Genomic DNA, 19,131 nt, shown 5'->3' with positions numbered 1-19,131 from the left:
CTTTCCCAACGACTTCCTCGTTTGTGCCCGGGAGCGATGTCAAGATCCCAGCGAGCCAGCCCACTGACCCTCCCCGTAGTACACAGACACACAGCGCAACGTAACGGCCCCCACACGTAATCTGTTTGGATGCCTCGTTTTGCGCTTGATATTGACTCTGTCCCTCGCCCGGCCCGCGCCCAGGAGTTGCTGGATGCCGTAAACCAGCGGGTCGTCATTGCCGACGGCGCCATGGGCACCATGCTGCAGGGCCATGATCTATCGCTCGAGGAAGACTTCCAGGGCCTGGAAGGTTGCAACGAGATCCTCAATGACACCCGTCCGGACGTCATTGCGGACATCCACGACGCGTACTTCGCGGTGGGCATCGACGCCGTCGAGACCAATACCTTCGGCGCCAACTGGTCCAACCTCTCTGATTACGGCATCGATGACCGGATCACAGAACTGGCACTGAAGGGCGCCAGGATCGCCCGCGAACGCGCGGAAGCGGCGGAAGCAACAGACGGCCGGATGCGCTGGGTCCTCGGCTCGATGGGCCCGGGCACCAAGCTGCCCAGCCTCGGGCACACCAGCTATGACTACCTCAAGCAGACCTTCGCCCTGCAGGCCGAGGGCCTCATCGACGGGGGAGCGGACGCCTTCCTCATCGAAACCAGCCAGGATCTCCTGCAAACCAAAGCCGCCGTCAACGGCTGCAAACAGGCCATCGTCACCCGCGGCATCCGCCTCCCCATCTTCGTCGAGGTGACGGTAGAAACTACCGGCACCATGCTGATGGGCTCCGAGATCGGCGCCGCGCTCACCGCCCTCGAACCGCTCGGCGTCGACGCTATCGGCCTGAACTGCGCCACCGGCCCGGATGAGATGAGTGAGCACCTCCGCCACCTCTCCAAGCAGTCCTCCGTCGCCATCGCCTGCATGCCCAACGCCGGCCTGCCCGTCCTTGGCCCCAACGGCGCGCACTATCCGCTCTCGCCCGCCGAACTCGCCACTGCCCACGAACAGTTCGTGCGCGAATTCGGCCTGGGCCTGGTGGGCGGCTGTTGCGGTACGACGCCGGAACACCTGGCCGCCGTCGTCGAACGTCTTGCCCCCTTCCGCACTAAAAAGACGGAGGGAACCAACAAGCGCGTCCCCACCGAGCGGGAGCCCGGCGTCGCCTCCCTCTACCACCACGTGAACTTCGACCAGGAGCTGTCCTACCTGGCCATTGGTGAGCGCACCAACGCCAACGGTTCCAAAGCCTTCCGCCAGGCCATGCTCGAAGAGCGCTGGGGCGACTGCGTGGATATTGCCCGCGCCCAGGTCCGGGTTGGCGCGAACCTGCTGGACGTGTGCATCGACTATGTGGGGCGCGACGGCGTGGCGGACATGAAGGAGATCGTCTCCCGTTTCGCGTCGGCCTCCACGCTCCCGCTGGTCATGGACTCCACCGAACCGGCAGTACTTCAGGCAGGGCTGGAACTCATCGGCGGCCGCCCGGTGGTCAACTCCGTCAACTACGAGGACGGCGACGGCCCGGACAGCCGCTTCGCGCGCATCATGCCGCTGGTGAAGGAACACGGTACCGCCGTGATCGCCCTGACCATCGACGAGCAGGGCCAGGCACGCACCACCGAGGGCAAGGTAGCCATCGCCTCCCGCCTGGTTGACGCGCTGATAGACGAATGGGGCATGCGCGTAGAGGACATCATCGTCGACGCCCTGACCTTCCCGGTCGCCACCGGCCAGGAGGAAACCCGGCGGGACGGTATCGAAACCATCGAGGCCATCCGCCAGATCAGCGCGAAGTACCCCGGCATCAACACCACCCTGGGCGTCTCCAACGTGTCGTTCGGCCTGAACCCGGCAGCACGAATGGTCCTGAACTCGGTGTTCCTGCACGAAGCCGTGCAGGCGGGCCTGACCAGCGGCATTATCGACGCCGCCAAGATTGTGCCGCTAGCTTCGCTGCCGGAGGATCAGCGCAAGGTGGCACTGGACCTCGTCTATGACCGCCGCGAATACGACGCCGACGGCAACACCACATACGATCCGCTGGCCATCATGCTGGACATGTTCGCCGGCGTCGACACCGCAGCCCTCAAGGACCAGCGTGCCGCCGAACTCGCGGCACTGCCCACCGGGGCCCGCCTGGAACGGCGCATCATCGACGGCGAGGGCAAGGGCCTCGAAGCGGACCTGGACCTGGCGCGCTCCGAAGGCCTGACCCCGCTCGGCATCATCAACGACTACCTGCTCGAGGGCATGAAGGTGGTGGGTGAACGCTTCGGCGCCGGTGAGATGCAGCTGCCGTTCGTGCTGCAGTCCGCAGAGGTAATGAAGAACGCCGTGGCCCTGCTCGAGCCGCACATGGAGAAGTCGGATTCCTCCGGCAAGGGCACCATGGTGATCGCCACCGTGCGCGGCGACGTGCATGACATCGGCAAGAACCTGGTGGACATCATCCTCACCAACAACGGCTACAAGGTCATCAACATCGGCATCAAGCAGGGCATCGCCGAGATCATGGCCGCAGCCGAGGAGCACGACGCCGACGTCATCGGCATGTCCGGCCTGCTGGTGAAGTCCACAGTGGTCATGAAGGAGAACCTCGCCGAGCTGCAGTCCCGCGGCCTGGCGAAGAAGTGGCCCATCATCCTCGGCGGCGCTGCGTTGACCCGCGCCTACGTGGAGCAGGACCTGGCAGAGCAGTTCGACGGCGTCGTCCGGTACGCCAAGGACGCCTTCGAAGGCCTGGCGCTCATGGAACCGCTGGTGCGGGTTGCCCGCGGTGAATCCCCGGACGACGTCGGCCTGCCGCCGCTGAAGAAGCGCATCCACAAGGGCGGCGCCAAGTTCACCGTCACTGAGCCCGAGGCAATGCCCGGGCGGTCCGACGTCGCTACCGACAACCCGGTGCCGGCACCGCCGTTCTGGGGCACCCGCATTGTGCGCGGCGTTGCACTCCACGACTTCGCTGCCTTCCTCGATGAGCGGGCGACGTTCATGGGCCAGTGGGGCCTCAAGCCCGGCCGCGGTGAGGACGGCGCCTCCTATGAGGAACTGGTGGAACGCGAAGGCCGGCCACGCCTGCGGTACTGGCTGGACCGGATCCTCGCCGAAGGAATGCTCGATGCGTCCGTCGCCTTCGGCTACTTCCCGGTGGTCGCCGAGGGGGAACAGGTGGTGGTTCTGCACCACGGTGAAGACCCCGACGGCGTACTGGGCACGCCGGGGCTGCTCGCCCCGGACGGTGGTTCAGGCGGCCCGATCGGCACCGACCGGCTGCGCTTTGATTTTCCACGCCAGCGCCGCGACCGGCACCTGTGCCTGGCCGACTTTGTGAAGTCCCGCGAGTCGGGGCAGATCGACGTCCTGCCGGTACAGCTGGTCACCGCCGGTTCGAAGATCGAAGAGTTCACCTCCAAAATGTTCGACGCCAACCAGTACCGCGACTACTACGAGCTCAACGGCCTGGTCATGCAGCTCACCGAAGCGCTCGCGGAGTTCTGGCACGCGCGGATCCGCAAGGAGCTGGGCTTCGCTGCCGAGGAGCCCAAGGACACGGCAGGGTACTTCAAGCTTGACTACCGTGGCGCCCGGTTCTCGCTCGGCTACCCCGCGTGCCCGGACATGGAGGACCGCCGCAAGGTGACCGAACTGCTGAAGCCCGAGCGGATGGGCGTGGTCCTGAGCGATGAGCTGATGCTGCACCCTGAGCAGTCCACCGACGCGTTTGTGTTCCACCACCCGGAGGCGAAGTACTTCAAGGTGTGAGCGGCGCCTGTGATCTGCACCATGGTGGTGGGCCCTGGTGCCTGTTCAGGCAGGAACAGGGCCTAGGGTTCAACTATGAAGATCATCATTGCGCTACTTGTTATCTGGCTTGCCCTTTCGATCCTCGGCTTCGTGGTGAAGGGCCTGCTCTGGCTGGCTTTCCTCGGCCTGATCCTGTTTGTGGCCACCGCCGTGTGGGGTTGGCTCAAGCGGAAAACTAACGCCTGATCCGTTCCATTTCAGGGACGACGGCGGGCAGGGCCACAGTGCCCTGCCCGCCGTTGCTGTATACCGGCTTCACCCGGCGGAACGCGGCCAGGATGGCCCGGCCCACCAGGCAGATGCCCACGATCGTGGTGATGGCACGCAAGGTGTCCCATCCCGCCGTCGAGGTCAACAGTGAGTAGAGCAGGAAGCTGCTCAGATTGGTGCCCAGCGGTGCGCCCGCAACGTAGGAGATGCCCGTGCCCGCACCCACGGCGAACGGCCAGAACCACAGGTTGGTGAGCAGGCCGAACAGGTAGGACGCCACCACGCCATAACCGCACAGCATCCACAGCTCGGCTTTCCCCCGCACCCGGTGGGGGAGCAGCCCTGCCCCGGCGCCCACCCACGCGCACGCGAAGATCTGGAACGGCGTCCACGGGCCAATTCCACCCCACAATGCGCTGGACAGTGCGATAGTGGCTGCCCCCAGCAGCAAACCAAACTGGGCACCATAGGCACGGCCGGCCAGGATCAGCAGAATGAACACCGCTTCAACGCCCCCGACGCCGGTACTCGCCACCCGCACCGCCGAACCGACTGCGGCCAGGACGCCGAGCAACGCCACGGTGTGCGCGGAGCGGACAGAGCCGTCCAGCGATACGGCGATGGCGACGGCGGCAAGGGGAGCGATAGCCAATGCCACGTAGGGGACTGCCGCGGCGGCGTCCTGCGGGAGCGCCGCCGCCAGCAGTGGCCAGCAGAAGGCACCCAGAGCCAGCAGGTTCGCTGCCGCCAGCACAAGCAGTTCCGCAGTCCGGGGTAGTCGGATCCTGCGCGGCTTAGTAACTGAAACGTCCTCGCGGTCGACTGTTTGTTGTGGTGCCACAGCGTCTGCGGCCTGCCAGCGTGAACTGTCTACCTGCCAGCGTGAAGTATTCAGGGGTAGTGACGCGTGGACCGGTGCTGCATCGGCAGCCGCGGGCACAGCCGCGGGGGCGACGCCGTCGCGCATGGGAAGGATGCGGGCGCCCAGGCTGTGCGCAAAATCGAGATCGTGGGTGGCGATCAGGACCGCCGCGCCGGCGTCAGCTGCGGCCAGCAGCGCCGCCGAGACTGCCGTGCGCGCCGCAGGATCCAGTCCCCGGGTGGGTTCATCGATCAGGAGCACTTCCGGATCGTCGATGGTCTGCAGCGCGATGGCAAGGATCCGGCGCTCGCCGGCAGAAAGGTCCCGGGGATGCTCCTGTCCAATGGGCATCCCGCCGCCTCCGCGCAGGCGGGCAAGGCGTGCTTCAGCAGGCTCGGATTCTGCAGCCAGTCGATCAAGGCGCCGGGACGCGCGTGCCTGCCGTCGGTCTGCGGCGCGGAGCTCTGCCGCGACGGTGTCCCGGGTGAAGAGGTCGTCGGAAGCGTCCGGGACGAGGGCTACGCGGCCGCCGTCAAGTGCCAGTGCCACCAGCAGGGATGATTTTCCGGCGCCATTAGGCCCCACCAGTGCCACCACTTCACCTTTGTGCAGTGTCACGGATGCGTCGTGCACCAGTGGCTTCCCCTTGCGGTCTACGGAAAGATTTGCTGCGGCCAGCACGGGCGCGTGTTCCGCTGGCCGTCCCGGCGTCGGATGGGCAGCCACGGGAACCGAAACGGATGGGGCGGCGCCTGGTACCAGGGCGCCGTCGTCGATGCTCCACCAGGCGTCAGCAACGGCCACCAGGGCTTCGGCCCGGTGCTCCGCCACGATGACGCAAACACCGGCTTCCCGGGCGAGGGCGCTGAGCACGGAGATAACGCGTTCGCGCGCTGCGGTGTCAAGGTCGGCCAGCGGTTCATCAACAAGGAGCAGCACCGGATGTTGCACTACGGCAGCAGCGATCGCCACGAGTGTTGCCTCACCAGCCGAGAGGGTACTGACATCGCGGTCCAGCAGCGCCGTGACACCGATACGCTCTGCGACCTCCGATACCCGGGCCTTTCTGGCCGCAGGCGTCACGCCGCGCAGTTCGAGCGCGAGGCCGATTTCGTCGCGGACCCGGGTAGTGGCAAACGCGGCGCGGGGATTCTGTAAGACGACGCCGACGAAGCGGGCGGTATCACGCGGCGGCGTAATGGCCCGGTCCATTCCTGCAACGCGCACCGTGCCAGCGAGCTCTCCACCGTCCACGTGGGAGAGCAGGCCGGCGAGTCCTCTCAGGATCGTGGATTTGCCGGACCCCGTGGCGCCTGTGATGACCGAAACTGAGCCGGGCGGCGGCGCAAACTCTGCTACGCGCACTTGCGCATCGGCGATCCGGAATTGTGCATTCCGGACCAGAAGCGGCGCTGAGCTGGCGTGCGTGAGGCGCAGGCCGCCGTCGGATTGTTGTGATGTCCGGCTGCCAAAGCCGCGCAATTCCAAGGCCGCGGCCACCCGGGCGGCGTGTTCCAGGGTGCGCTCCAACACGGGAACAAGAGCCCGGGGTCCGAACCGTTCGCCGCGCAATCGAAAGGCCAGGCGCACAGCACGCACAGCGTCATACAGTGCGGGCAACGCCGCCCAGGCCACCACGAGCATCCGGGCGATGCCCTGCAGGGGACCGCCGCGGGCCATGACCACAAAGCCGCGGGCCACGTCCACCACGGAGTTGAGCAGGCCAAAGCCCAGGATCATGCCGGCAATCGGCAGGGCGGACAGTGCGGCCTGCCCCAGTCCTTCTGCCGTTACCGGGCCGAGGACCGCCACATGGGCGAAGGGCCCGGGCAACCGCACCGGCGGCAGGTTGAGCAGGAGCGTGTCACCCACGCCCGCCCCGTTGAAAAGGATGCGGTAGATGACCCGCGCCGCGATGAAGACGACGGCGAGAGCCGCCGCTGCGCGTAACGGCGCGGGCCGAAAGGTCACGCCGTCGGTGCGGCCGGCGCGCCGTCAACCGTGTAGAGCAGTTCCAGGCTGTCGCCCGGGGAAACCTGCAGGGTGGCAAGGCCTTCCTGGGCATAACCCCATTCGCCGGCGGCGGGCTTCACCCAGATCGACCAGTAGGCGAAGGCCGCGGGCATTTCCTTGCATTCCTCGCGGTAGGTGCCGCCCTTGTGGGCGATGTCGACGTCGGCAGCGGGGACGCCGTTGACCCGGCATACCAGCTCTGTGGGGTAGGCGGTGGTGCCTTCAGTTTCCACCTTGGCCTCGGCCAGCACCTTGGACGCGGGGGTGGTGGCATCCACCGGCACGCAGACGGGCGCGGAGTCGGTGCCGCCCTGCTTCAGGGCACTGGAATCAACAGAGACCAGCACGCCGGCGCATGGCTCGGAGGCAGCGGCGGAGGAGGCGGACGACGCGGTGGTCGGGGCGGCAGAATCGGATGGCTGGCTGGTGGCTGGCGCGGAACAGGCGGCCAGAGTAATGAGCAGACCCGCGGCGGCGAGTGAGCTCGCGGCGGCGGTACGGAGTTTAGTCAAAGTCACCTGACTAGGGTAGGGCGTTGCCTCTCCGGATCCGGATGCCATGGCGTTGTGTGACGTCCGCTCCTACGCTCCTGCCGAGGCCAAGCGGCCGCAGCGGCACTGTTGCGTCACCAGCCGCCGCGCGTTGGCGTGTGTCCCTTGCGGGCGTCCTCGGGCATTGCCATTTCGGCACGCAGCCCCAGGAGCCGGATGGGACGGTCCGCTTCGATCGCGGCTGTGAGGTCCAGGGCCTGTGCGAGGATTTCGCTCCGGTCGAAGGTCCGGGCAATCTTCCGCGCGTGGGTTTTAGTGACAAACGGCGCGTACCGGACCTTGAGGGTCAGCCCGATCACGGGCCGGCCCTCGGCCACAACGTCCTCCAGGACACGCGCTGCCAGTTCCTTGACGGCGTCCTCCACCTGGGCGGGCTCGGTCAGGTCCTGTTGGAAGGTGGTCTCCCGGCTGTGCCCGCGGGCAACCCAGGGGGTGTCGTCCACTATGCTGGCGCCGTCCCCGCGTCCGAGCTCCGCGTACCAGGGGCCCATTTTAGGCCCGAATTCCGGGACCAGGTCCTGGGGGTTGGACGCGGCAAGCTCGGCAACTGTGTTTATGCCGAGCTTGGCCAGCCGGCCTGACACTTTGTTTCCCACACCCCACAGCTCCTTGGTGGGCCGGCTGCCCATAACGTCGAGCCAGTTCCCGGCTGTGAGCCGGAAGACTCCGGCCGGCTTGCCGAAACCGGTGGCTACCTTGGCCCGCACCAGGGTGTCCCCGATTCCCACGCTGCAGTGCAGTTGGGTTCGTTCCAGGACCGCTGCCTGCAGCTGCCGTGCATAGGCTTCCGGGTCCTCTGTTGCAGTCCCGACAAAGGCTTCATCCCACCCCAGCACCTGCACCGTGGCCCCGGGCTGCGCGCGCAGGGTGGCCATGACCGTCTCGGACGCGGCGAGGTACGCCTCCTGGTCCACAGGAAGGATCACAGCGTCAGGCACTTTCCTGGCGGCAATGCGTAAAGGCATTCCGGACCCGACGCCGAACGCCCTGGCTTCGTAGGACGCCGTTGACACTACAGCCCGTTCCGTGGGATCGCCCCGGCCGCCGACAATGATCGGCTTGCCCGCAAGCTCCGGCCGCCTGAGCACTTCGACCGCCGCAATGAACTGGTCGAGGTCCACGTGCAGCACCCACCTGTTTTCGCTCACGCCACCAGTCTGCCCCAACATCAGCAATTTGACTCCCGGCGGGCGGGCTCAGGCTTTAGTCTTGGTGCGGAATCAACGATCCTGCAGCTGGTCCGTCAATCAGAAAGGGCAGACGGCGTGAAACGAATGGGGCGTGTTCTCGCATGGATCGGCGGCGTCATCGTCGTCCTCATCGTTGCGGGCGTGATTTTCTGGAATGTCAGCCCCTGGCCCAGCGTTTGGCTGCTGCGTTCGGCGCCTGATCCTGCCGGCCTCGCTAACGCCGAAGCCGCAGCGAAGTACGTGCCGGACGGCATCCACTCAGACCTGGACGTGGTGTACGACGAAACCTCCACCGAGGGTCGGCTGGACGTCTTCCGCCCGGACGATGCTGGCGCCGCACTGCCCGTGGTGTTCTGGGTGCATGGCGGAGCGTTCATCGCCGGGCAAAAGGAACCGTTGCGCACTTACCTCCCCGTGCTGGCCTCGCACGGGTTCACCGTGGTGAACGTCGAATACACCCACGCACCTGAGGCCACCTACCCGCGCCCGGTGCAACAGGTCGATCAGGCAATCGCGCACGTCCTGGAGCACGCGGACGAGTTCCACGTCGACCCGGACCGCATTGTGCTTGCGGGCGACTCTGCAGGCGCCCACATCGCGGCCCAGACGGCGATGGCAATCGCCCAGCCGGACTACGCGTCCGCGGCAGGTCTGCCGGCAGCGATCGCCCCTGACCAGCTACTCGGCACGGTCCTGTTCAGCGGCCCCTATGATCCCACTGCCGTGAAGTACGACAACGAGTCGTTCGGATTCTTCATGCGCACGGTGATGTGGTCCTACTCCGGGACCAAGTCGTTCCTCGAAGACGACCATTTCCTCTACGCCGCGCTGCCGGAGCACGTGGAAGGGAACTACCCGCCGTCGTTCATCTCAACCGGGCCTGCGGATCCGCTACTTAAGCAGAACCAGGAATGGGTGGCTGCGCTGAGCGCTGCGGGAGTGGACGTGACCACCCTTTTCTTCGACGCCGAAACCACGCCGGACACGGTGGGCCATGAGTACCAACTTGCCCTGGACACGCTACAGGCCAGGCAGGCCATGGTGGAACAGGTCGCTTTCCTCCGGAAGGTCACCGGCTCGGAAGTGCACGCCGGAGTCTCCGATGGATGGTGACGCCGGCGCGCCCTGGTTTACTTCAGGAACTTTGAAGTCCGCCGGTCCGCCAGGATCTTGCCGTGGGTCTGGCAGGTGGGGCAGTACTGCAGTGCCGAATCCGCAAAGGACACCTCCCGCACAGTGTCTCCACATACCGGGCAGGGCTGGCCCGCGCGGCCGTGGACGCGCATGTGGCCGCGTTTGGAGTCCTTGAGCTGGCTGGGAGGTTTGCCGCTGGCCTCGAGGATGGCTGCTCCCAGGACATCGTGCATGGCCTCGTACAAGGTGCGGACTGCCACTGCGTCAAGTTTGTTGGCGACGGCGAACGGGGAGAGCCGGGCGGCGTGCAATATCTCGTCACTGTAGGCATTGCCTATTCCGGCGATGAGGCTTTGATTGCGGAGCACACCTTTGATCTGCTGGCCGCCTGCTGCCAGAATGCCGGCGAAGGTGTCCAGATCGAATCCGTCTGCGAACGGATCGGGCCCCAGCGCGGCAATCCCGGGAACATCCTGGGGATCGTTCACCACGTAAAGTGCGAGCCCCTTATGCGTTCCGGCTTCAGTGAGGTCCAATCCCCAGTCGGTCCCGCCGTCGGCCGGGTGGAAGCGCAGCCGCGCGGCAATCGGCCCTTTGCCCAGCTTGAGCGGCGCAGTAGACGGCGATTCGAGAACCCTGGCCCAACCGGCGCGGGCCAGGTGGAAGACGAAGTTCAGTCCGTCCGCCTCGATACAGACGAACTTTCCAAAACGGCTCACCCCGGTGGCCGTCCGGCCTTCCAACGCGTAATACGGCGGATCGGCTGTTTTGAGGGCCGCGATGGAGGCGACCTGCACCTTGCTGATGCCAACTCCCTTGAGCCGGTTGTTCAGGTAGGAAGCAAGCGCGGCGACTTCTGGCAGTTCAGGCATGGATCACACTCTTACCGATCAGTGGCGCGGACCGGAGCCGCCGGCATGGTCGTCGGCGCCTTCGCGTGCCTTGGCTGGTGACGTTGTCGTTGTCGTATCCTGCGCGTCCCGTTCGGTGTTCTTCGCGGCGAGGGTGCGCTCCGCCTCGGCTTTTTTGAACGCCTTGATCTTGCGGCCCCGCTGCCGCCAGATCCTCCACAGCACGACGCCGGCAACAAAGGCCACTGCAGCGGCCACGGCTGAGATCTGGGTCCAGATGGGAAACCATGTGGCCTCGGTGCCCAGGATCCGCTGGCCGTTGTGGGCCGGTTCGGAATTACTGATGAGGATCGCGGCGGTGAGGAGGTTGGGCGACGCCATAACCACTGCCAGCAGGATCAGCACGAGCTTCCAGGCCCAGGAGACCTTTCTGTGCGTCGCCTGCCAGGCAATCATGAGCGGCAGCAGTGTGAAAACGAAGCCATAGAACATGCCCATCCACACCCCGGCTGCGAGATCACCCTGCACTTGGTTGCCGATCGTCGTGGCCCACCAGACCGGCAGGACAGCGGCGAGGATGAAGTACGCCAGGACGAGGATTACCAGTGTCACCACACCGAAGATGATCCGGGCCGCCCAGTTGGTCTTTTTCACCGGCTGTGCCTGTGTAGGTTCTGTCATGGCACCATCATGACAGAACCCCTTGAGGCGTAAGCGGATGTGCCTATACTTTCACCGGCGGCTTGTTGTTCTGGCCCCGGTGACATTGCTGATTGACCCTATGGAAGGCCCCTGATGAGCAACATTCCCGAAGACCTGTACTACACCGCCGAGCATGAATGGGTCTCGGAACCCACGGCAGACGGCGTTGTCCGCATCGGCATCACCGATTTCGCACAGGATGCCCTGGGTGACGTCGTCTACGCCCAGATGCCTGAGCCGGGCACTGCCGTCAGGGCCGGGGAGGTCATCGGCGAGGTCGAGTCGACCAAAAGCGTCAGCGACATCTACGCGCCCGTCAGTGGGGAAGTGGTGGCCCGCAACGAGTCCCTGGACACGGATTCAGCCCTGATCAATACCGATTCGTACGGCGATGGCTGGCTCCTGGAAGTCCGATTGGCAGAAGCGGACGCCGTAAACACCCTCCTCAGTGCATCGGAGTACGAACAGCAGGTAGGCTGAAGCTAACCGGGTTTTCGCGTCCCGACGCAATGACGGCGAGCGGCTTTGTTTCGCATAGCCGCACGTCAGGGGCGTGATTGCCGGTCCGGAGGTAAGTGTTGATTGCAGGAGCAGGCGCTGCAGCGGAAGAGGAGGAACCCATGGTTGGCCACGATGTGAACTCTGCCAATGGTCGTGAAGGCGCAGGCGCAGAAACATCTTCGGAGACCACTTCGATCCATCTCCCGCCTGTAACGGATGAGCCGGCGATCGCGCCGCAGCTTTCCCTGGAGGAGCGTGCGGCTGTTGAGGCGCTGCCCGCCGGTTCCGCCTTGCTGGTTGCCCACAGCGGTCCCAATAAGGGGGCCCGGTTCCTGCTGGATTCCGATGTCACCACGGCAGGCAGGCACCCGGATGCCGACATCTTCCTCGACGACGTCACGGTGTCGCGTAGGCACGTGGAGTTTCGCCGGACCGCACGCAGCTTCGATGTGGTGGACACCGGAAGCCTGAACGGTACTTACGTTAACCACGATCGCGTGGACAAGGTTGAATTGCGCTCAAGCAGCGAAGTCCAGATCGGTAAATTCCGCCTCACCTTCTACCTGAGTCCTGCCCGCGCAGCAGGCCGTTCCTGATCACGGGGCCCGCCTGTGGCAATGGCGCAGCCGGACCGGCGCGGTCCCCAGGTCCTGAACATTGGGGAAGTCCTCGCTCAGCTCAGCGATGATTTTCCCGGTATGTCGGCCTCAAAAATCAGGTTCCTTGAGGAAAAGGGCCTGATCAACCCGCGCCGCACGCCGGCGGGTTACCGGCAGTACTCTGACGGCGATGTTGAACGCCTGCGTTTTGTCCTTGCACTGCAACGGGACCAGTATCTGCCGCTCAAAGTCATCAAGGATTACCTGGATGCCATCGACCGCGGCGAACGGCCGGAAAACCTTCCGCCGGGCGTGGTGGTGTCTCCACGGATCGTCTCGGATGAGCTTGCGGCAGAACTCAAGAACCGGGGCCGCAAGCTCAGCGAAGAACAGCTGCGTGCCGAATCCGGCGCCAGCGTTCCGCTCCTGCAGTCGCTGTTGAGCTTCGGCCTGATCGGCCACACCGGTGGCTTGTTTGATGAACATTCGCTCCAGGTCGCCAAAGCATGCGTCCAGCTGGAAAGCCATGGCTTGGAACCGCGGCACTTGCGGCCGTTCCAGGCTGCCGCGGAACGGGAGTTCGGCCTGGTGGAACGCGTTGTTGCACCGTTGGCCTCCCGTAAAGACGCGGCCTCACAGGCGCGGGCAGCAGAGGCGGCCCGCGAGATCAGCGACTTGTGCCTCACCCTGCACCGCGCCCTGGTGCAGGACCACATCTCACGCATGGAACTGTGATGATCGAAGTCGAGATAGTCGGAGTCCGGATCGAACTGCCGTCGAACCAGCCGTTGGTGCTGCTTCGTGAACTCCACGGAGAACGCCACGTACCCATTTGGATCGGTACTCCTGAAGCCAGCGCCATCGCCTTGGCGCAGCAGGGCATCACCCCGCCGCGTCCCATGACGCACGACCTCCTTGTGGACGTCGTGGAGTCGTTGGGGCATTCGGTCGTCAGCGTCAACATTGTGGCTGTGGAAGACAACATCTTCTATGGCCAACTGCAGTTTGAGAATGGCACTACTGTCAGCTCCCGCGCATCAGATGCACTCGCTGTGGCGCTGCGTGCGAAATGCCGGATCTGGTGTGCTGACGCCGTCATGGACGAGGCAGGGGTACGGATCACCGAGCACGACGAGGGCGAAGACGCTGAGCCCTCACCCAGCGTGGATGAAGAAGGCGAACTGCGGCGCTTCCGCGAGTTCCTGGACGATGTTGAGCCGGAAGACTTCGACGGTTAGGTCACGTTAAGGTTAAAGTTGAGCCTGAAAGTTTCGACACGCCCTGCAGATGGTGCCTAGATCTTTGACCTTGGGGCGCAGCACGCCTAACGTCGAAGTATCAAGTTCCCATTGCTTACAGCGGTCCCGCAAGTCACACTGGAAAGTGCGTTCTCTGCGGAATTACATGCATGGCCTTTATCGCGGGCCGGTGGCTGTTTGGAATCCCCGGGGAGCTTAGGACAAGGAGGATCCAGGTGAGTCCCAAAGGCGATTCAGGCCAGCTCAAGCAGCCTACGAAGGCTGGCAAGGCTGCGCCCGTGAGCGGGGCCCAGGGGCTGCTGTTTACCGAAGACCTTCCGGTTCTGGACGAAGACGCCGGATACCGGGGTCCCACTGCCTGTAAGGCGGCGGGAATTACTTACCGGCAGCTGGACTACTGGGCACGGACGGGCCTGGTGGAACCTGCCGTCCGCGGTGCAGCCGGTTCCGGCTCCCAGCGGCTCTATGGTTTCCGGGACATCCTGGTCCTGAAGGTCGTCAAGCGCCTTCTCGACACCGGCGTCTCGCTTCAGCAGATCCGTACCGCCGTCGAACACCTGCGCGAGCGTGGCGTGGAGGACCTGGCCCAGATTACCCTGATGAGCGACGGTGCCAGCGTGTACGAGTGCACATCGGCGGACGAAGTCATCGACCTCGTCCAAGGCGGCCAGGGCGTTTTTGGAATTGCAGTCGGCCGGGTCTGGCGGGAAGTGGAAGGGAGCCTCGCCTCGCTGCCCAGCGAACATGCAGCGGAGCAGTCCTTTCCCGACGACGAATTGAGCAAACGGCGCGCTGCACGCAAGATCAGCTGACGACGCCGGCGGCTCCCCAACTGCGGGGAAACGCCGAAAAGGTGGGAGTCCGGTCAGGACGTCCCACCTTTTTCATGTCCGCAGTAGTTGTCCTAGCGCTGCGCCCGGCGGGACGCCCGGCCAGCGCCCATGATGTTCGCCAGGAGAGTGTCAAACAGAGCGGCAGCGTTCTTGGCCGAGTCTCCGGGCCAGCTGTGGACCGGATGGGCAGCGCCCTGGATCTGCTGCCAGTTGGCCTGCTCCGGAATGCGGGGCTCCAGCAGCATGCCGCCAAACATCGTTTCCATTTCCGAGAGCCTGAAAGCGTGCTCCGATGACCCGGTACGGACCCGGTTGGCCACGATGCCGGCGGGGGAAAGGCCCGGTGCAAATTCCTGCCGGAACAGCTGGATGGCCCGCATGGTGCGTTCGGTGCCCGCAACTGAGAAGAGGCCGGGCTCGGCCACCAGCGCCACTTTGTCGCTGGCGGACCACGCCATCCGGGTCAGTCCATTAAGGGAGGGCGGGCAGTCGATCAGGATCAGCTGGTAGTGCTCTGCTCCGGACAGAATTGTGGACAGCCGGCGGAGGTCGCGCTTGCCCAGGTCGGGCCGGTCGTAGATACCGGTGAAGGCGGAACCGACTGCAACATCGAGGACCGGGCCGGCGTTTCCCTTCGCCGCAGCGCCGGCCACCCAGCCGCTGGGAGCGACGTTGTCCGCGAGGCGGGCCCGGCGGGGGTTTTTGAGCATTCGACCGATGTCCAGATGGCCGTTGCTTTGGACGCCGAGAGCAGTGGTCGCGTCGGCATGCGGATCAAGGTCCACCACCAGGGTGGGTATGTTCGCGGCCAGCGCCGCTGACGCCAATCCAGTGGTGACGGACGTTTTACCGACTCCGCCCTTGAGGCTGCTGATGCTGACTACTTGCACGTGAAAACCAAGACCTAACGCCGGATGCCGAGTTGGGGCAGGACTACCGATAGATTACCGAAGGCAATTCGGATCCCCGCATCCCCCATCATATGTTGACGTGTCAGCGAATTGGCGCTTCGGCAGGCCCGGCATGGCAGACTGGTGAGGCCACCGCGACGCATGTCCGGATTGTGCTGTGCACATGACGGTTGTGGATGTGACGGTGACCACAAGTATTTGTGTTTGTTGGCAGCGGTCTTAGACACTGTGACCACTTACCGATCCACCCGCAATGATGCAGGAGCAGCATGTTTTCTAAAATTCTGGTGGCCAACCGTGGCGAAATTGCAATCCGCGCCTTTCGCGCCGGCTATGAACTGGGCGCCAAGACGGTCGCCGTGTTTCCGCATGAGGACAGGAACTCCATTCACCGCCAGAAGGCCGACGAGGCCTATCTGATCGGTAAAGAGGGACACCCGGTCCGCGCCTACCTGGACGTGGACGAAGTGGTGCGGGTGGCCAAGGAAGCCGGCGCTGACGCAATCTACCCCGGCTACGGCTTCCTATCCGAGAATCCGGATCTGGCGCGGGCCGCCGCGGCGGCGGGAATCACCTTTGTCGGACCACCCGCGGAGGTCCTGGAACTGGCCGGAAACAAGGTATCCGCCCTGGCAGCAGCCAAGGCCGCCGGCGTGCCCGTCCTGAAGTCCAGTGCGCCCTCCAAGGACCTGGACGAGCTCATTGCCGCGGCTGATGAAATCGGCTTCCCCATCTTCGCCAAGGCTGTAGCCGGCGGCGGTGGCCGTGGGATGCGCCGTGTTGACACCCGTGAGGCCCTCCCCGACGCTCTGCAAGCCGCCATGCGTGAGGCGGATGCGGCCTTTGGTGATCCCACCATGTTCCTTGAGCAGGCAGTGCTCCGCCCGCGGCACATCGAAGTGCAGATCCTGGCCGACGCCGAGGGCAATGTCATGCACTTGTTCGAGCGCGACTGTTCCATCCAGCGCCGCCACCAGAAGGTCATCGAAATTGCGCCGGCACCCAATCTGGACGAAGGCATCCGGCAGGCGCTGTACCGTGACGCCGTCAAGTTTGCGAAGGCCCTTAATTACGTCAACGCCGGTACCGTGGAGTTCCTCGTGGACACGGTGGGCGAGCGGGCAGGCCAGCACGTCTTCATCGAGATGAATCCCCGCATCCAGGTGGAGCACACAGTCACCGAGGAAGTCACCGACGTCGACCTGGTGCAGGCCCAGCTGCGGATTGCCTCTGGGGAGACGCTGGCAGACCTCGGCCTGTCCCAGGACACCGTGCAGCTTCGCGGCGCTGCGTTGCAGTCCCGCATCACCACCGAGGATCCCGCCAACGGGTTCCGCCCCGATGTTGGAAAGATCACCGGTTACCGTTCCGCAGGCGGCGCGGGTGTAAGGCTCGACGGCGGCACCGTCTACTCTGGTGCCGAGATCAGCCCGCACTTCGACTCCATGCTGGTGAAGCTGACGTGCCGTGGACGCGATTACCCTGCAGCCGTAGCCCGCGCACGCCGCGCCCTGGCTGAGTTCCGCATCCGCGGTGTGTCCACGAACATCTCGTTCCTGCAGGCGGTCCTTGATGATGCCGAATTCATTGCCGGCAATATCGCCACCTCCTTCATTGATGAGCGCCCGGAGCTGCTTAAGTCCCGGGTCTCCGCTGACCGAGGCACCAAGCTGCTGACCTGGCTTGCAGAGGTCACCGTTAACAAGCCCAACGGCGAACTCAAGGTCATGACCGATCCCGCCCAAAAGCTGCCGGCACTGCCCGAAGGAACACCGCCGTCGGGATCGCGCCAGCGGCTCCTGGACCTCGGTCCGGAAGGGTTTGCCCGGGCACTGCGCGAACAGACCGCTGTCGCAGTCACGGACACCACATTCCGTGACGCCCACCAGTCCCTGCTGGCCACCCGGGTCCGCACCCGGGACCTTTTGGCGGCAGGTCCGGCCGTATCCAGCCTCCTGCCCGAACTGTTGTCAGTGGAAGCATGGGGCGGCGCCACCTACGACGTCGCACTGCGGTTCCTGGGCGAGGACCCCTGGGACCGGCTGGCCGCCTTGCGGAAGGCCATGCCCAACGTGTGCCTGCAGATGCTGCTGCGCGGCCGCAACACCGTGGGCTACACGCCGTACCCGGAGGAAGTCACCGAAGCCTTCGTCAATGAGGCTGCAGCTACCGGCATCGACATCTTCCGCATCTTTGATGCCCTCAACGACGTCAACCAGATGGCCCCGGCAATCCGCGCCGTTCGAGCAACCGGAACTGCCGTGGCCGAGGTGGCACTGTGCTACACCAGCGACATGCTGGATCCGGCAGAGCAGCTCTACACACTGGACTACTACCTGGAACTGGCGCAGAAGATCGTCGACGCCGGGGCACACATCCTGGCCATCAAGGACATGGCAGGGCTCCTGCGCCCCGCCGCAGCCGCCAAGCTTGTTGCTGCTCTCCGCGAGCGGTTCGACCTCCCGGTGCACCTGCACACCCACGACACAGCAGGCGGACAGCTCGCCACGCTGCTTGCAGCGGTCGACGCAGGTGTTGACGCAGTGGACGTCGCTGCCGCTTCGCTGGCTGGAACCACCAGCCAGCCATCGGCCTCGGCCCTCGTGGCCGCGCTCGAACACACCCCGCGTGACACTGGCCTCAGCCTGGCCGCAGTCAGTTCCATGGAGCCCTACTGGGAAGCAGTGCGCCGGGTCTACGCTCCCTTCGAGTCCGGACTGCCAGGCCCCACAGGCCGCGTCTACCAGCACGAGATCCCCGGCGGTCAGCTGTCCAACCTGCGCCAGCAGGCGATGGCGCTGGGCCTGGGCGAACGGTTCGAGGCGATTGAGGACATGTACACCGCGGCGGACCGGATCCTGGGGCGCCTGGTCAAGGTCACACCGTCCTCCAAGGTGGTGGGCGACCTCGCCCTGCACCTGGTGGGCCTGGACGCAGATCCCGCCGACTTCGAGGAAAATCCGCAGAACTACGACATCCCGGACTCTGTGATCGGGTTCCTGTCCGGCGAACTGGGTGATCCTCCTGGAGGCTGGCCTGAGCCGTTCCGCACCAAGGCCCTGCAGGGGCGTACCGTCAAGGTGCGCGACGCCGAGCTGAGCCAGGAAGACAGCGAAGCCCTGGCGGGGGATTCGAAGACGCGGCAGCGGACCTTGAACCGACTGCTGTTTGCGGGCCCCACCAAGGACTACGAGAAGAGCCAGGAAACCTACGGCAACGTCTCGGTTCTGGACACCCGGGATTACCTGTACGGCCTGCAGCTTGGCCAGGAGCACGTCATCCAGCTCGAGCGTGGCGTGCGCCTGATTGCTGAACTGGAAGCCGTCTCCGAGCCGGATGAGAAGGGTATGCGCACCGTGATGTGCAAGCTCAACGGCCAGTCGCGTCCCGTCGTGGTCCGCGACCAGTCGGTGGACAGCAACGTCAAGGCTGCAGAAAAGGCAGACCCGACCAACAAGGGCCACGTGGCGGCGCCGTTTGCCGGTGCCGTAACGCTCACCGTACGTCCGGGCGACGAAGTCAACCCCGGCGATACAGTCGCCACCATCGAAGCCATGAAGATGGAAGCGTCCATCACGACGCCGGTGGGCGGCAAGGTTTCCCGGCTCGCGGTCGCGGAAATCGAGCAGGTGCAGGGCGGCGACCTGCTGCTCGTCGTGGAGTAACAAAGGCAACTAAAACAGGAGGCCCAACCGGTTTGCACCGGTTGGG

At 65.0% G+C, this 19,131-nt stretch carries 15 protein-coding genes; 9 read left to right on the top strand and 6 right to left on the bottom strand.

Annotation, left to right across the window (positions count from 1 at the left end):
- Nucleotides 1–129: 129 nt before the first annotated feature.
- A complete protein-coding gene (gene metH, locus AC50X5_RS12295; protein WP_494976358.1) occupies nucleotides 130–3,762 on the top strand; it encodes a methionine synthase in 3,633 nt (1,210 codons plus the stop codon).
- A 75-nt stretch (nucleotides 3,763–3,837) separates the two neighbouring features.
- Nucleotides 3,838–3,990, top strand: a complete 153-nt coding sequence (locus AC50X5_RS12290) for a hypothetical protein (RefSeq protein WP_463937539.1) — start codon at nucleotides 3,838–3,840, stop codon at nucleotides 3,988–3,990.
- On the opposite strand, the gene AC50X5_RS12285 is transcribed toward AC50X5_RS12290, so the two are convergent.
- From AC50X5_RS12285 to AC50X5_RS12275, 3 genes are all read right to left on the bottom strand, one after another.
- Entirely contained in the window at nucleotides 3,980–6,847 is a 2,868-nt protein-coding gene (locus tag AC50X5_RS12285; RefSeq protein ID WP_494976357.1) for an ATP-binding cassette domain-containing protein, read from the bottom strand. The genes AC50X5_RS12290 and AC50X5_RS12285 overlap by 11 nt on opposite strands.
- Nucleotides 6,844–7,407: a hypothetical protein gene (locus tag AC50X5_RS12280; protein ID WP_494976356.1), complete on the bottom strand. Its 564-nt coding sequence runs from the start codon at nucleotides 7,405–7,407 to the stop codon at nucleotides 6,844–6,846. The genes AC50X5_RS12285 and AC50X5_RS12280 overlap by 4 nt, the downstream gene beginning before the upstream one ends.
- 107 nt (nucleotides 7,408–7,514) lie before the next feature.
- The gene (locus tag AC50X5_RS12275) at nucleotides 7,515–8,609 is read right to left on the bottom strand and encodes a DNA polymerase IV (RefSeq protein ID WP_494976355.1); all 1,095 of its coding nucleotides are present in this window, start codon (nucleotides 8,607–8,609) and stop codon (nucleotides 7,515–7,517) included.
- Between the two features lie 105 nt (nucleotides 8,610–8,714).
- Between AC50X5_RS12275 and AC50X5_RS12270 the strand changes: the two genes are divergently transcribed.
- Entirely contained in the window at nucleotides 8,715–9,743 is a 1,029-nt protein-coding gene (locus AC50X5_RS12270) for an alpha/beta hydrolase (protein ID WP_494976408.1), read from the top strand.
- A 17-nt stretch (nucleotides 9,744–9,760) separates the two neighbouring features.
- Here the strand turns inward: AC50X5_RS12270 and AC50X5_RS12265 are convergent, their stop codons facing one another.
- Together AC50X5_RS12265 and AC50X5_RS12260 are read right to left on the bottom strand one after the other, a co-directional pair.
- Nucleotides 9,761–10,636: an Fpg/Nei family DNA glycosylase gene (locus AC50X5_RS12265; RefSeq protein ID WP_494976354.1), complete on the bottom strand. Its 876-nt coding sequence runs from the start codon at nucleotides 10,634–10,636 to the stop codon at nucleotides 9,761–9,763.
- A gap of 18 nt (nucleotides 10,637–10,654) precedes the next feature.
- Complete coding sequence (locus AC50X5_RS12260; protein ID WP_494976353.1) at nucleotides 10,655–11,296, bottom strand: hypothetical protein; 642 nt, start codon at nucleotides 11,294–11,296, stop codon at nucleotides 10,655–10,657.
- Nucleotides 11,297–11,410: 114 nt separating this feature from the next.
- Between AC50X5_RS12260 and gcvH the strand changes: the two genes are divergently transcribed.
- The 5 genes from gcvH to AC50X5_RS12235 all read left to right on the top strand — a co-directional run bounded on the left by gcvH (nucleotide 11,411) and on the right by AC50X5_RS12235 (nucleotide 14,488).
- On the top strand, nucleotides 11,411–11,797 hold the full coding sequence (gcvH, locus tag AC50X5_RS12255; RefSeq protein WP_494976352.1) for a glycine cleavage system protein GcvH: 387 nt from the start codon (nucleotides 11,411–11,413) through the stop codon (nucleotides 11,795–11,797).
- Nucleotides 11,798–11,937: 140 nt separating this feature from the next.
- Nucleotides 11,938–12,414 (top strand): FHA domain-containing protein, encoded by a 477-nt coding sequence (locus tag AC50X5_RS12250; protein WP_494976351.1) that lies wholly within the window; start codon nucleotides 11,938–11,940, stop codon nucleotides 12,412–12,414.
- A 21-nt stretch (nucleotides 12,415–12,435) separates the two neighbouring features.
- Nucleotides 12,436–13,152: a transcriptional regulator FtsR gene (ftsR, locus tag AC50X5_RS12245; RefSeq protein ID WP_463937870.1), complete on the top strand. Its 717-nt coding sequence runs from the start codon at nucleotides 12,436–12,438 to the stop codon at nucleotides 13,150–13,152.
- On the top strand, nucleotides 13,152–13,655 hold the full coding sequence (locus AC50X5_RS12240; protein ID WP_463937548.1) for a bifunctional nuclease family protein: 504 nt from the start codon (nucleotides 13,152–13,154) through the stop codon (nucleotides 13,653–13,655). The genes ftsR and AC50X5_RS12240 overlap by 1 nt, the downstream gene beginning before the upstream one ends.
- A 236-nt stretch (nucleotides 13,656–13,891) precedes the next feature.
- Nucleotides 13,892–14,488, top strand: a complete 597-nt coding sequence (locus tag AC50X5_RS12235; RefSeq protein ID WP_493985731.1) for a MerR family transcriptional regulator — start codon at nucleotides 13,892–13,894, stop codon at nucleotides 14,486–14,488.
- A 92-nt stretch (nucleotides 14,489–14,580) separates the two neighbouring features.
- Here AC50X5_RS12235 and AC50X5_RS12230 read toward each other — a convergent pair whose 3' ends face one another.
- Nucleotides 14,581–15,399, bottom strand: coding sequence for a ParA family protein (locus AC50X5_RS12230; protein ID WP_494976350.1), 819 nt, complete (start codon nucleotides 15,397–15,399; stop codon nucleotides 14,581–14,583).
- Nucleotides 15,400–15,689: 290 nt separating this feature from the next.
- Here AC50X5_RS12230 and AC50X5_RS12225 point away from each other — a divergent pair, with 290 nt between their 5' ends.
- Nucleotides 15,690–19,085, top strand: a complete 3,396-nt coding sequence (locus AC50X5_RS12225) for a pyruvate carboxylase (RefSeq protein WP_494976349.1) — start codon at nucleotides 15,690–15,692, stop codon at nucleotides 19,083–19,085.
- The last annotated feature ends 46 nt before the right edge of the window (nucleotides 19,086–19,131 follow it).

It is taken from the genome of Pseudarthrobacter sp. MDT1-40-2, assembly GCF_059383595.1.
Note: the sequence above shows the minus strand (reverse complement) of the source record. Positions and strands in the feature narration are given on the sequence as shown.